Consider the following 13,887-nt stretch of genomic DNA (forward strand, 5'->3'; position numbering starts at 1 on the left):
CACACCCCCCCCACACCGGGGGGACCCGCACCGAGCACGAACCCGCGTCCACTATGCAGACCACCACCAACCCACCCCCACCCCCGAACAAACGGCGGCGGCGGGGGCCGGAGGACCACAACCACCCACAACACCACAGAGCAGCACGCGCACCACACACCCCACCACACGTCTCGGTGGTCATAGCGGGGAGGCAACGCCCGGACCCATCCCGAACCCGGAAGCTAAGACCCCCAGCGCCAATGGTACTGCGCCCGCCAGGACGCGGAAGAGCAGGACACCACCGAGCACACACCACCCCCCCCACCACCCACAAAAACGGCGGCAAACGGGGGAAACAAACAACAACCAGACGTGCTCCCTAGGTCTTCCGACCGTGCCTACGTCCGTTTGCATGGGCCACCATTATTACGTGAATATCCCATACGACCCCAATCATCCAGAGCCGGAGCTCGAAGCCGATCGGCTCATGCTGCAATCGGCAGTCGTGCTTCGCCTCGGTAGGCTCATGCTGGCCTCGGGAGCTGGCTCCTATCGTGTGAAGTCGTCAATGGCGAGGGCGGCCTCGGCAGTCGGGTTGGATCGTCATGAGGCCACCGTGACCATGACGGAACTCGTGACCTCGTCTTTTGTTGGCGAACGTTTCCGTACGGAGACCTGCGAAGTGCGCCGCGTTGGTGTCAATGTGGACCGCCTCGAGGCTCTACGGCGAATCGTGCACGACCTACGTGCCCATGAGACGGTCGAGCACCTTAACCGGAAGCTCGACGAGATCGAGGGGATGCATGCCCTGTACGGCGGCTTCGCCAACGCTGCGGCGTCCGGCGTGGCATGCGCGGGGTTCTGCTTCCTCAACCAAGGAGGGTGGGTCGAGTGCCTGTCCGTTCTCGCTGCGGCTTTCATCGGTCAGTTCGTGCGGCGACAGATGCTCGGGCGCCAGTATCAGCACTTCTTCACCTGGATGGTGTGCGGCGTCGTCGCCTCCGGGGTCTATATGAGCATCGTGAGCCTGCTCCACGTCACGGGTGCCGTCACCGGTGATCATCAAGGTGGAATCATCTCCGCGATCCTGTTCCTCATCCCCGGGTTTCCCATGGTGACCTCCATGCTCGACCTGGCGCGTCAGGATTTCTCCAGCGCCTTGTCCCGTGCCGCTTACGTACTCGTCGTTATGGCGTCGGCGGGCGTAGCCGTGTGGACGGTGACCTTCCTCTTCCACTGGGAGGTGGGGGCGACCGATGTCGCCGTCCCCAGTGGTTTCCTGTTGCATGCACTGCGGTGCTTCTGCTCCTTCATCGCGGCTTACGGTTTCGCCATGCTCTTCAATGCGGGGGCCAAGGCCTCGTTGCTGGCGGCCGTCGTCGGCGCGTTGGCGAATACGGGACGCCTTGTACTGATTGACGAGTTTCATGTGCCGTGGCAGTTGGCCGTGGGCCTCGCCGCCGTGACCATCGGTCTGCTCGCGCAGCTCTTCGTCTCGCGCGCCTCCCTGTCGCGTGTCGCCCTCTCCGTGCCTGCGGTCGTCATCATGATCCCGGGTGTGCCCTTCTACCGGGCGATCTCCGCGCTCAATAATCAGACCGTTGAGGCGAACGTCGCCGTTGGGCAGGCCGCGGGCAACCTGGCCGAGGTTTTCTTCGTCATCACTGCGATCGGAGTCGGTCTGGCTGTCGCACGAATCCTTACCGACCACAACTGGCGTCATGACGTCGCCACGTCCGAGCATGTCATCCTGCCCGAATCACACGGAAGTGCTATGGAACGGGGCCGCGGCTGAGAAGGGGACTGCGGGCCATGAACCTCGGCGTCGGAGCGGGACGTGAGCGCTGGGCGTGTTACGGCGTTGCGTGCAGAAGTTATTCTGACCGACGGAAATCGATTTCCGTCTCGAAGACATCCAGAAGACGTTGATTGAACAGGACGAAGCGGATGAGGTCCACGGTCGTGCCGGCGGACGGCTCGACCGTCGCTCCGTCTTCCTCGTCCGATGGCGATGGCGCGTCCGTCGGCTCGCAGGTCCTGTCGCTTGTCCTGAGATCGGTCTCGTCCTTGGAGATGGTGAAGGCGTGTGCAGCGGCAATACCGATTCGGGCGACGTCGCGCGCCTCCCAGCCGTAGACCCCGGCTGAGACCGCGGGGAGGGAGACGCTCGTGCAGCCGAGCTCGTTCGCGAGCCTCAGCGAGTTCACGAAGGCGGCGCGCAGGAGTGCGGGATCAGTCTGCCCCGCGTGGCGGTTCGGCCCGACCGTGTGAATGACCCACCGACAGGGCAGGTTGAAGGCGCGCGTGGCCACAGCCTCGCCAACGGGGAGCCCCTTCGGCAACGCGGTCCGCCGCAGTTCTTGACAGGCGCGGAGCAGGCGCGGGCCCGCGGCCCGGTGGATGGCGCCGTCGACGCCTCCTCCGCCGAGCAGGCTGGAGTTGGCCGCGTTGACGATCGCGTCGGTGCTCTCGCGCGTGATGTCACCGAGGACTGCTTCAATGGTCATAGCGTCACAGGCCGCCGAGTACTTGGGCGATGAAGATCTTCACGATCATGGCTACCGGGTAGACCATGGCGTACCCCAGGGCCACACGCGGGTCGGCGCCGGTACGCTCATTGGCGAAGGCGAGGACGGCGGGCTGGGTCTGCGCCCCGCCCAGGAGGCCGGACAGACGCGTGCCGCCCATCTTCACGACCCATCTCATCGAGATGTACAGGCCCAGACCCACGATCGTGGTGATGATGAAGCCAGTGAGGAGGATCTTCTGCCAGTCACCGCCAGTGAAGGCATTGGTGATCTGGCCGCCGGCCTTCGTGCCGGCCTGGGCCAGAAAGATGAGCAGCCCGAACTCGCTGAGCACCGCTGTGGCGGTGAAGGGCATAGCGGTCACGAAGTTCCTGATGCGGCCGATCTTGCCGAAGATCAGCCCGACGATGAGCGTGCCCGCTGCCGATCCAATGGAGAACGTCGCCCCGGTAGGGGTCAGGAACTTCCACTCGCCGATGATGATGCCCACGGCCATGCCCAGGCCCAACGCGACCGGGTTGATCGACGACAGGCCGCGGGAGGAGTCGCCGAAGAAGTTCGAGATCTCCGCCATGCGTCCTGTGGGTGCGACCACGCGGACCCGGTCGCCTTGCTGGAGCACCAGGTCGGGGGTGCCCACCATATCGGTGTCACCGCGGCGAACACGGGAGACGGTGGCTCCGAACTTGTGGTCGATGTCCAGCTCGGCGACCGTGTGGCCGGCGAGCTTGGGGTCCGAGACCGTGATGCGCCGGAAATCGAGGTACCTGCGGTCCTCGATCAAGGAGTGGGAGGAGCCGTGCCCGAGAGCCGTGATCACCTGGTTGGTGGCGTCCTGGGATCCGACGACGGTGACCAGGTCATCCTTGAAGAGCTTGTCCTCCCGGGCCGGACGCGTGATCGGGCCCTGCTCGCCGCGGCGCAGACGGGAGAACTTCAGCTCCCCGGAGATCGTCTCGGCGATGTCGCCGATCATGGGGCCGTCGGAGCGTTCCACTCGGATGGTGCGGTTGACCAGAGGGGACGGTGTGTCCTTGTCGCTGCGGCGGTAGCGCAGGGCCAGCAGGCAGAAGAAGAGCATGCCGACGACGCCGTAGAGGTAGGCGACCGCGTAGCCCACGGTGGCGATTGCGGTGCCATTCGGGTTGCCCGCGAGGACGGCCGCATTACCCGCCGCGGCCAGGGCGGGGGTATTGGTGATCGCACCGGCGTAGGTGCCCGCGATCATGGGGGCGCTCATACCCAGGGCGCGTCCAATGCCGAGGCCCGCGATCGCCGCGATGATGAAGGCCGCGAGCATGAGCGCCAGCGGTCCGAGGGCGGTGCGGATGACGTGGAAGAAGTTGGGGCCGGACTGGACGCCGATGGCGAAGGTGAAGACCGCCAGGCCCAGCGTGCCCAGGGGCGCGGGGATCTCGACGGCGACGCCCTCGGAGACGCCCAGCGCCGCCAGGGCGATGCCTGCGAACAGCACTGCGGCAGCACCCAGACTCACGCTCTTGACCTTGATATGTCCGACGAGCATACCCAGCCCGACAAGCAGGAACAGGACGAGAACGGAGTTCTCGGACAGGTGGTGAAGCAGACCGATGACCACGGGTGAAGGAGCCTTCCGACGCCGCTGCTCGTCGGTGCGCAGCGGGAGTTGACGTACGAAGGACCAGTCTAACTCCCGTGCTCATAGGTCTGCGCCGCCTCGGATAGCCGGGCATCGGCGATCCTGTGGGCAGGTGCGCACCATATTCGTGATTCCACGATGCGAGATCGCCCCTCCGGCCGTTCGACTCGCATCATGAGACCTTCTACGGTTGGGGGCGGTCGGCCGTGAGGCCGGTCCCGATCGCGTGGATCGCACAGAGAGGAGGGCGGAGGATGGCACGCGGCAACGCTCCCTCGGCCCAGCAACCGCAGGACCACCAGTTGATGACGGGCGCCCAGGCGCTCGTGCGCGTGCTGGAGAGGGTCGGCGTCACCGACATCTTCGGCATGCCCGGTGGAGCCATCCTGCCCTTCTACGACCCGTTGCTCGCCAGCGATACGATCCGTCACGTGCTCGTGCGTCATGAGCAGGGCGCGGGGCACGCCGCCCAGGGATACGCCATGGTCACCGGTAAGCCGGGTGTCTGCGTGGTCACCTCCGGGCCGGGCGCCACCAATCTGGTCACCGCCATCGCCGATGCCCATATGGACTCCGTGCCGCTGGTGGTGATCACCGGTCAGGTCGGCACCAGGGCGATCGGCACCGATGCCTTCCAGGAGGCCGATATCGTCGGTGCGACGATGCCTTTCGTCAAGCATTCCTTCCTCGTGACCACGCCCGAGGAGATCCCCGCGCGCGTCACCGAGGCCTTCCACATCGCCTCCACCGGTCGCCCGGGGCCCGTCCTCATCGACGTCACCAAGAACGCTCAGGAGGGCATGACCGAGTTCCAGTGGCCGACCGGGCTCGACCTGCGCGGATACGCGCTTCCGGGCAGACCGAACCAGCGCCGCCTGGCTCAGGCCGCCGAGGTCATCGGTGCTGCTGAGCGACCCGTGCTCTACCTCGGCGGTGGTCTGAACCGGGCGGGTGTGGCGGTCGAGCAGCTCACGGAGTTGATCGAACTCATCGGAGCCCCCTTCACAACGACGCTCACGGCGCTCGACGTCATGCCCACGGATCACCCTCTCAACCTGGGAATGCCCGGGATGCACGGGACCGTGGCCGCCGTCGGAGCCCTTCAGCGAGCCGATGTCGTTGTCAGCCTCGGCGCCCGCTTCGATGATCGTGTCACGGGCAGGCCCGACACCTTCGCACGTCGTGCGGCGATCATCCACATCGACGTCGACCCCGCCGAGATCTCCAAGATCCGCACCGCGGACGTGCCGATCGTCGGCGACCTGGTCGACGTCGTCCCGGCTCTCATCGCGGCTTGTCGTGCGCAGTTCGCCGAGGAGCCGCGCGCCGAGATCGACCAGTGGCTCACCGAGGTCGCACACATTCGTGTCACCTATCCCACTGATTGGACCGATACTGACGACGGTCTTCTCCAGCCCCAGGAGGTCATCACTCACCTGGACAGGGCCGCCGGTGAGGACACCATCTGGGTCACCGGGGTCGGTCAGCACCAGATGTGGGCGGCCCACTACCTGCACTTCTCCCGACCGCGTTCCTGGCTGACCAGCGCTGGGGCCGGCACGATGGGCTACGGGGTGCCTGCGGCCATGGGCGCCAAGAAGGCTGCCCCGGATCGCCCGGTCTGGCTCATCGATGGTGATGGCTGCTTCCAGATGACCAATCAGGAGCTGGCCACCTGCACGCTCAATGATATTCCGATCAAGGTGGCTATCATCAACAACTCGTCGCTCGGCATGGTGCGCCAGTGGCAGACGTTGTTCTACGGGCAGCGATACTCCAACACCGATCTGCACACCGGGGCCGGTACCAGGCGCATTCCCGACTTCGTCAAGATGGCCGACGCCTACGGAGCCGTCGCCATGCGCTGTGAACGGCTCGAGGACCTCGATGACGTCATCGCCCGGGCCAATGTCATCAATGATCGGCCCGTCGTCATCGACTTCATCGTCTCCGCGGACGCTCAGGTGTGGCCGATGGTGGCCGCCGGGGTGTCCAACGACGAGATCCAGCACGCCCGCGGCATGAGCCCGGTGTGGGAAGAGGAGTGAGCGCCGTGAGCGAGAAGCACACATTGTCCGTTCTGGTGGAGAACAAACCCGGCGTACTCACACGCGTCTCGGCACTGTTCACACGACGCGGCTTCAACATCCACTCCTTGGCCGTGGGCCCCACCGAGCACGAGGACGTCTCGCGCATCACGGTGATCGCCGATGCCGAGGGGCCGGCCATGGAACAGGTCACCAAACAGCTCAACAAGCTGGTCAATGTCCTCAAGATCGTCGAGCTCGACCCTGCCGTCTCCGTTGGTCGCGAGCTCTTCCTCATCAAGGTGCGCGCCGATGACTCCAATCGCACTGCGGTGCTGCAGATCGTCGATCTCTTCCGAGCTCACGTCGTCGACGTGTCCCCGACCTCGGTGGTCATCGAGACGGTCGGCTCGGAATCGAAGGTCAGGGCACTGCTGGAGTCCTTGAGCCCCTACGGGGTCAAGGAGATCGTCCAGTCCGGTGCCGTCGCCATTACGCGCGGGCCGCGATCCATCACAGATCAACTCAAGGAGAAATGAGAATCCATCATGGCAGCTGAGAAGTTCTACGACGACGATGCCGACCTGTCCGTCATCCAGTCCAGGAAGGTCGCCGTCATCGGCTACGGTTCCCAGGGGCACGCTCACGCTCTGAACCTGCGCGACTCCGGCGTGGAGGTCGTCGTCGGCCTGCGCGATGGCTCGTCCTCGGTGGCCAAGGCCGAGGAGGCGGGTCTGCCCGTCAAGTCCATCGCCGAGGCGGTCGCATGGGCCGACGTCGTCACCGTGCTGGCTCCCGATCAGGTTCAGGCCGAGCTCTACAGGACTGAGATCGAGCCGAACCTCAAGGATGGCGCCGCGTTGCTCTTCGCCCATGGCTTCAATGTTCACTTCGGCTACATCGAGCCGTCGAAGGACATCGACGTCATCATGGTCGCGCCCAAGGGGCCCGGGCACACCGTACGCCGTGAGTTCGAGGCCGGTCGGGGTGTGCCCGTGCTCGTGTGCGTGGAGCAGGACGCCTCCGGGAGCGCCTGGCCGCTTGTCCTCTCCTACGCCAAGGCCATCGGCGGCACCCGCGCCGGTGCTATCAGGACCACCTTCCGCGAGGAGACCGAGACCGACCTCTTCGGCGAGCAGGACGTTCTGTGCGGTGGCTTGTCCAAGCTCATCCAGTACGGCTACGAGGTGCTGGTTGAGGCCGGCTATCAGCCCGAGATGGCCTATTTCGAGGTCTGCCATGAGATGAAACTCATCGTCGACCTCATCAACGAGGGCGGCATCTCCAAGCAGCGCTGGTCCTGCTCCGACACCGCCGAGTACGGCGACTACGTCTCCGGCCCGCGCGTCATTACCCCCGATGTCAAGGAGCACATGAAGGAGGTCCTGGCCGACATCCAGAACGGATCCTTCGCGAAGCGCTTCATGGACGACCAGGCGGCCGGCGCGCCGGAGTTCAAGAAGCTCCGGGCCGAGGGCGAGGCCCACCCGATCGAGAAGACCGGCCGAGAGGTCCGTGCCATGTTCGCCTGGCGCTCCGATATCGACGAGGACTACACCGAGGGCTCCGTCGCCCGCTGAGTCGTGCGACGGCGATCACGGGAAGGACGACAGACGTCGACGGGCGGGTTCGCGGTCTGCTTCGGCGGGCCGCGAACCCGCCCGGAAGTCACTCGACTCTGCGTGCGGTCGACCGGATGGGCTGGAGGCGCCGGTGCGCGAGAAATGAGGGGGATGCGTATGCTCACGCGCTTCGAGGTCTCGGGCTTCAAGAGCCTGAGGGACGTCGCCGTCGATTTCGGACCCTTCACCTGTATCGCCGGGCCGAACGGCGTGGGGAAATCGAACCTCTTCGACGCGACCCGTCTGCTCTCCGCCTTTTCTCGCGCGTCGTTCTCAGAGGCTTTCAGTGAGATCCGTGCGGGTGACGGTCAGCGCGGGACTGTCCGCTCCATGCTTCCCTCGAGGTGCTGTCCGGCAAGGGTGATCTGCGGTTGGCGGCGGAGCTCATCGTTCCTACGACGACGAGAATCGCGGGCCGCGATATTCGCCTGAATAATGCGTTCCTGCGCTATGAGATCGAAATCTCCGCCAACGATGCGGATGGAGTCGCTCCGCACCTCGGTGTTGTCCGCGAGTCCCTTGCGCCTCTGAGAATCGAGTCCCTGCTCGACCCCATGCGGCCGCTCTGCGCCGGCTACGTGGTTGAGGTGCGTCGGAGATGGCCTCGTGGTGATTCTTGTCCTTCGAGCCAAGCGCCATACGGGCCATGGACGGCGTCGACGAGGTCGGTTCGATCTCCACCACCGGTGCGCGCATGCCCGCTTGTCTCCATCAGCGGCAGCAGCGCGACGGGGAGGCGGCCTATGACGAGGTCCACCGGGCCGCGGTCGTCCTCGTCCCGGGCGATGTCCGTTCTGTCCGACTTCCAGGCGAAGCGGCTGTGAACCGCACCGATCTCGGTGATCTCGGTGCGGAACTGGACCGATCTCGATGAGAAGGAGTCGCTCGCAGCGTTTGCGCTACGGCTCCGCAACCAGGGGCGATGATCCGCTCCGCCCAACGGCCCGCCATTCGGAACCCTCGTCTCGGATGAGGGGTGCACGGCATAGGGTCGGCTCATGATCCAGGTGCAGAAGCAGACCGTCAGGCTGGCAGTGATCCCCGGGGACGGCATTGGAAGAGAGGTCGTTCCCGAGGGACTCAAAGTTCTGGCTGCCGTCCTGGATGGTACCGGTGTCGAGCTCGCCGCCACCGACTTCGACCTTGGAGCCGAACGCTGGCGCCGCACCGGCGAGACGCTCACAGACGCGGATCTCGATGCCATCAAGGATCATGACGTCATCCTCCTCGGCGCCGTCGGCGATCCCTCTGTCCCCTCCGGCGTCCTCGAACGCGGGCTGCTGCTGCGCCTGCGCTTCGCCCTGGACCATTACGTGAATCTGCGCCCCTCCACGTACTACCCGGGTGTGCCCACTCCGCTGGCGAACCCCGGCGATATTGACTTCGTAGTCGTCCGCGAGGGCACCGAGGGGCTGTACTGCGGCAACGGGGGAGCGGTCCGTGTGGGAACTGCTCACGAGATCGCCACGGAGGTGAGCGTCAACACCGCCTACGGGGTGGAGCGAGTCGTGCGCTATGCCTTCCAGCAGGCGCAGGCGCGTCCGGCCAAGCACCTGACCCTGGTCCACAAGCACAACGTGCTGGTCAATGCGGGTCACCTGTGGCTCCGCACCGTCGAGGATGTCGGTACCGAGTACCCTCAGGTGGCGGTCGATTACTGCCATGTGGATGCCGCCACCATCCACCTGGTCGCCGACCCCGGCCGCTTCGACGTCATTGTCACCGACAACCTCTTCGGCGACATTCTCACCGACGAGGCAGGCGCCGTCACCGGCGGTATCGGTCTGTCCGCCTCGGGGAATATCAACCCCGACCGAGCCTTCCCGTCCATGTTCGAACCCGTCCACGGATCCGCCCCCGACATCGCGGGACGGGGCGAGGCCGATCCGACCGCCACGATCAGCGCCGTCGCCATGCTGCTCGAGCACATCGGGCAGCCCGGACCCGCGGCGCGCGTGCGCATCGCAGTTGACGCCGATATGGCCGCGCGGGCGGTTGCCAACGCCGCCGGCAGGCCCCTCGTCCGCTCCACGAGCGAGATCGGCGATGCGATTGTCGCGGAGCTCCGGGCATGATCCGGCCCTGAGGCGGGACTGGCCGCCGGCGGGCTCTCAGGAGGTTGCTGTGCTGGCGTGCTGGGCTCGACCGTCGGTTCTCGATGAGACGACGATTCGGAACCGGTCAGCATGCGAGAAGAACCGATTGGGGTGGTGAGTGCGGCGGTACGCTGACCGGCATGTCTGAGAACTCGGCCGATGCTCCCACGCCCAGCTCCCTCGAGACGCCCCTGGCGCGCTCCGCCGCCGTTGCCGTTCCCGGAGCCGATGCCCTCGCCGGTCGCTTCCCTCTGACTCCCGGAGCCGATGCCGTTGACGAGGCCGAGCGTGCGCGGATCCTGGCCGATCTCCATTTCGGCAGCGTTTTCACCGATCACATGGCGCACGCCCGCTGGACGCGGGGCGTGGGGTGGACCAACCACGAGGTCATGGCATACGGGGAGATCGCCCTGTCTCCGGCCGCTGCTGTTCTGCACTACGGTCAGGAGGTCTTCGAGGGGATCAAGGCCTACCGTCACGCCGACGGCAGCATATGGACGTTCCGGCCGCGTTATAACGCGGCTCGGTTCAACGTCTCCGCCCGTCGTCTGGCGCTGCCCGAGCTGCCTGAGGAGGATTTCGTCGCCTCGCTGGTGGACCTCGTGCGCGCCGACGCCCAGTGGGTCCCCTCGGGTGACGGCGAGTCCCTCTATCTGCGTCCCTTCGCCTTCGCCTCGGAGGCCTTCCTGGGCGTGCACGCCGCCAACGTCGTGGATTACTACGTCATCGCCTCCCCCTCGGGCGCCTACTTCACCGGTGGTCTGAAGCCCATCAGCATCTGGGTCACTCAGAACTACCACCGTGCGGGGCGCGGAGGCACTGGGTTCGCCAAGACAGGCGGCAACTACGCGTCCTCGCTCCTGCCCCAGGAGGAGGCGGATGCCAAGGGCTGTGATCAGGTCTGCTTCCTCGACGACGTCACCGAGCGCAACCTCGAGGAGCTCGGCGGCATGAACATCATGATCGTCGATGACGACGGAACGGTGCGCACTCCTCATCTGACGGGCACGATCCTGGAGGGCAGCACCCGTTCAGCGATCATCCGTCTGCTCACCGACGCCGGTCGGCGGGTCGTGGAGGATACCGTCAGTCTTGAGGGACTGTTGAGCGACATCCGCTCCGGGAAGGTGCGTGAAGTCTTCGCCTGCGGGACAGCAGCCGTCGTTGTGCCATTGGGGCGTCTCAAGGGCGAGGGGTTCGACGTGACGATCGACGGCAGCGAGGTCACCAGTCAGGTCCACGACCGCCTCACCGGCATCCAGTACGGCACCTATGAGGATCCGCACAATTGGATGTACCGACTCGCGTGACTTCTACGAGTCGGACGGGAGCTCCTCCGACGGAGAGCTACGGGGCGGCAGTGACCAACACGTAACCTGATTGATGCGATTCGGCGTGCGAGGCTGGTTCCTGGGCGCCGCGAACAGGTGATTGCATAGGGCCATGACTGACACCACCCCGCGTCATCCCTCCCCATCGGCCGCCACGCCTCTGGAGCCCGCCGATCCTCCCGTACCGGTCACCGACGGTGCCACCGTCCCCCGTCGGTTCGGTCGCGGCTGGAGACTCGTTCTGTTCTCCGTACTGGGAGTGGTCCTGGTTCTCGTCGTGGGGACCGCCGCCGCCGGCCTTTGGGTCAGGCATGCACTGGGCAACAACGTGGAGACCTTCGCCGATCCCTTCGCGGGGCTAGCCACACGTGCGCCGCAGCAGGCGGTTCAGAAGGGGCAGAAGCCTGCTACGAACTTCCTCGTGCTCGGATCGGACTCGCGTATCAGCGCGGGCGACCCCTCTCAGTGGGAAATCGGCGCCCAGCGCACCGATGCGATCATGATCGTGCAGGTCAGCGGAGACCGGAAGAGGGTGTCGGTGATGTCCATTCCGCGTGACTCCTGGGTGGATGTCCCCGGCCATGGGCAGGCCAAGATCAATGCTGCCTACGCTTATGGCGGGCCTTCTTTGACGATTCAGACCGTTGAGCAGCTCACCGGTATCCACATTGATCACTTCGTCATCGCGGATTTCGAATCATTCAAGAATCTGACCGATGAGATCGGCGGTGTGACGATCAATCTGAAGACTCCGCAGACTCTCGCGGGAACTGAGTTCAATGCCGGGGCCCAGTTGCTCGACGGTGAGCAGGCTCTTGCTTATACGCGGGAGCGCAAGACGCTGCCGAACGGGGACTTCGACAGGGTCAATCGGCAGCAGGCGTGGATGCGGGCCATCGTGGCGCAGGCTCTGAGCAACAGCACCCTGTCGAGTCCGTCGAAGCTGTACTCCTTCCTGCACGCGGTCACAGGCACCATGGCGGTGGATGAGGGATTCACGATTGATGACATGCAGAGCCTGGCCCTGGAGATGCGGAGCCTGCGTTCCAAGGACATCAGCTTTATGACCGCGCCGACTGCGGGGACCGGCATGTCCAATGATGGGCAATCAATTGTCAACCTCGATCCGGATGCGGATGCGGCGCTCTTCGAGGCTTTCGCCGGCGACACCGTCGAGGAGTATCTGGGTGCTAATCCTGAGGCCGTCAAGCTGCTTCCGGCCACAGTGAACTGAACGAGATCGATGACCATTTTCCTTGCGGCGCCGAGGCTCCGATCATCGGTTGCCGGGTGTCTATTTTTTGTATAAGCGTCCAGGAGTATTCGACGGCGCGGTCAATTGTTATACCCCTGCAACGCCCCGGGCCCCGCCTCCGATCGCCGCTCCCATGTCCGACCTATACTCTGGATATCATCAAGAATCAGGCGTGCGACTGTGCCCATCCCATGACTACAAGACTCTGCGAGGGACGAGAAATGGCTGAAAGCGACCGGAGGCGCGCGGTTGGGACGAGAAAAAGTCCGAACGTGGCTATGCTCACCCTGCACAACGTCAGGAACTATGGGTCGGTACTGCAGGCATTCGCCACCCAGAGGCTGATCGAGAATGCCGGTGCGCAGTGCACGGTGATCGATTTTCGACGCCAGGGGATAGGGGATGACGCTGCGAGCTACCTTTCGGGAAGCCGATATTCTCGCATTCCGTTGGCTCCGCGGATATACGCCGCGGTGCGGGGGCGTGATGCCCGGAGACGATCACTGGTGTTTCGCGACTTTATTGCGAGAAGGGTGCACTTGACCTCCGAGCACTATGGTTGCTTCGAGGATCTCGATCGAATTCCGTTTCAGGAATACGAGGCCTATTGTGTGGGTTCCGATCAAGTGTGGAATATCGATTACAATCGTGATAACCGCCCGTTCTACTTGTCCTTCCTTCCCGACGGCGCCCGTCGTTTCTCCTTCTCCTCGTCCATCGGGATGGTTGCATTCCCGAAAAGCGAGGAGGGGCGTGCGAAGGAAGCCCTCTCGCTCTTCAGCGGATTGTCGGTGAGGGAGGCGCGGGCGTATGAATATCTTACGTCGCTCGGTCTCCAGGCCGAACAGCACGTGGATCCGACCCTGGCTCTTCCCGATGATTACTGGAATAGGATCGCATCCGCACCCATCGTGGACAGGCCATACATCGCGGTCTATCAACTCAATCGTAATCCTCTGCTCGTGGACGCAGCAACTCGCATGGCAAGAAGAACCGGATTGCCCATGGTGAGGATCGATTACTGGCCGACTATGCGCATGCCCAGCGTCAGGAGTTATGTGACGCCTCCTGTGGAAGACTTCCTCAGCCTGCTCAAGAACGCCGAGTTCGTGATGACGGACTCTTTCCACGGCATTGCTTTCTCCCACATATTCGAGACGCAGTTCGCCGCCGTGCCTCCTTCCCGGTACGGTGGTCGTATCCTATCGCTTCTTAACCTTCTGGGAACCGATGGGAATCTTATAAAATCGGTCGGTCAGATTGATGATATCGCTCTTCAATGGGGAAGTCTCTCTTTTGATCGTCAGCGCCTCGATCACGAGCGCCAGCGTGCCTCGGAATATCTGCACTCACAGGTCTCGCGCCAGTGAGCGAAACGTCCTATCGGCCCGCTTCGCCTTCTCCGCATGCGCCGTCGGCGGAGACGGG

The 13,887-nt window shown here is 64.5% G+C and carries 12 protein-coding genes and 1 rRNA gene; 11 read left to right on the forward strand and 2 right to left on the reverse strand.

Features of this window, described 5'->3' with window-relative positions; genetic code table 11:
- Positions 1–172 precede the first annotated feature (172 nt).
- Positions 173–289 (forward strand): 5S ribosomal RNA (gene rrf / locus G448_RS0103060).
- A 180-nt stretch (positions 290–469) separates the two neighbouring features.
- Entirely contained in the window at positions 470–1,777 is a 1,308-nt protein-coding gene (locus G448_RS0103065; protein WP_211227953.1) for a threonine/serine exporter family protein, read from the forward strand.
- 79 nt (positions 1,778–1,856) lie between these two features.
- Here G448_RS0103065 and G448_RS0103070 read toward each other — a convergent pair whose 3' ends face one another.
- Together G448_RS0103070 and G448_RS0103075 are read right to left on the reverse strand one after the other, a co-directional pair.
- Positions 1,857–2,489: a macro domain-containing protein gene (locus tag G448_RS0103070; RefSeq protein ID WP_026406793.1), complete on the reverse strand. Its 633-nt coding sequence runs from the start codon at positions 2,487–2,489 to the stop codon at positions 1,857–1,859.
- 4 nt (positions 2,490–2,493) lie between these two features.
- Positions 2,494–4,107, reverse strand: a complete 1,614-nt coding sequence (locus G448_RS0103075; RefSeq protein WP_026406794.1) for an aspartate:alanine exchanger family transporter — start codon at positions 4,105–4,107, stop codon at positions 2,494–2,496.
- A gap of 275 nt (positions 4,108–4,382) precedes the next feature.
- Between G448_RS0103075 and G448_RS0103080 the strand changes: the two genes are divergently transcribed.
- From G448_RS0103080 to G448_RS0103120, 9 genes are all read left to right on the forward strand, one after another.
- Positions 4,383–6,176 (forward strand): acetolactate synthase large subunit, encoded by a 1,794-nt coding sequence (locus G448_RS0103080; RefSeq protein ID WP_026406795.1) that lies wholly within the window; start codon positions 4,383–4,385, stop codon positions 6,174–6,176.
- A 5-nt stretch (positions 6,177–6,181) separates the two neighbouring features.
- Positions 6,182–6,694: an acetolactate synthase small subunit gene (gene ilvN / locus G448_RS0103085; RefSeq protein ID WP_026406796.1), complete on the forward strand. Its 513-nt coding sequence runs from the start codon at positions 6,182–6,184 to the stop codon at positions 6,692–6,694.
- A 9-nt stretch (positions 6,695–6,703) separates the two neighbouring features.
- Positions 6,704–7,735, forward strand: coding sequence for a ketol-acid reductoisomerase (ilvC, locus tag G448_RS0103090; RefSeq protein WP_026406797.1), 1,032 nt, complete (start codon positions 6,704–6,706; stop codon positions 7,733–7,735).
- Between the two features lie 159 nt (positions 7,736–7,894).
- Positions 7,895–8,209: an AAA family ATPase gene (locus G448_RS19150; protein WP_156910903.1), complete on the forward strand. Its 315-nt coding sequence runs from the start codon at positions 7,895–7,897 to the stop codon at positions 8,207–8,209.
- 214 nt (positions 8,210–8,423) lie between these two features.
- The gene (locus tag G448_RS0103100; protein WP_026406799.1) at positions 8,424–8,651 is read left to right on the forward strand and encodes a hypothetical protein; all 228 of its coding nucleotides are present in this window, start codon (positions 8,424–8,426) and stop codon (positions 8,649–8,651) included.
- A 124-nt stretch (positions 8,652–8,775) separates the two neighbouring features.
- Positions 8,776–9,852 (forward strand): 3-isopropylmalate dehydrogenase, encoded by a 1,077-nt coding sequence (locus G448_RS0103105; RefSeq protein ID WP_026406800.1) that lies wholly within the window; start codon positions 8,776–8,778, stop codon positions 9,850–9,852.
- 161 nt (positions 9,853–10,013) lie between these two features.
- Positions 10,014–11,183 (forward strand): branched-chain amino acid aminotransferase, encoded by a 1,170-nt coding sequence (locus G448_RS0103110; protein ID WP_026406801.1) that lies wholly within the window; start codon positions 10,014–10,016, stop codon positions 11,181–11,183.
- Between the two features lie 133 nt (positions 11,184–11,316).
- Positions 11,317–12,438 carry an LCP family protein gene (locus G448_RS0103115; protein ID WP_026406802.1) on the forward strand — a complete coding sequence of 374 codons (1,122 nt, stop codon included), beginning with the start codon at positions 11,317–11,319 and terminating at the stop codon, positions 12,436–12,438.
- Between the two features lie 299 nt (positions 12,439–12,737).
- On the forward strand, positions 12,738–13,829 hold the full coding sequence (locus G448_RS0103120) for a polysaccharide pyruvyl transferase family protein (RefSeq protein WP_026406803.1): 1,092 nt from the start codon (positions 12,738–12,740) through the stop codon (positions 13,827–13,829).
- Positions 13,830–13,887 lie beyond the last annotated feature (58 nt).

This window comes from Actinomyces gerencseriae DSM 6844 (assembly GCF_000429265.1).
Lineage (GTDB): Bacteria > Actinomycetota > Actinomycetes > Actinomycetales > Actinomycetaceae > Actinomyces > Actinomyces gerencseriae.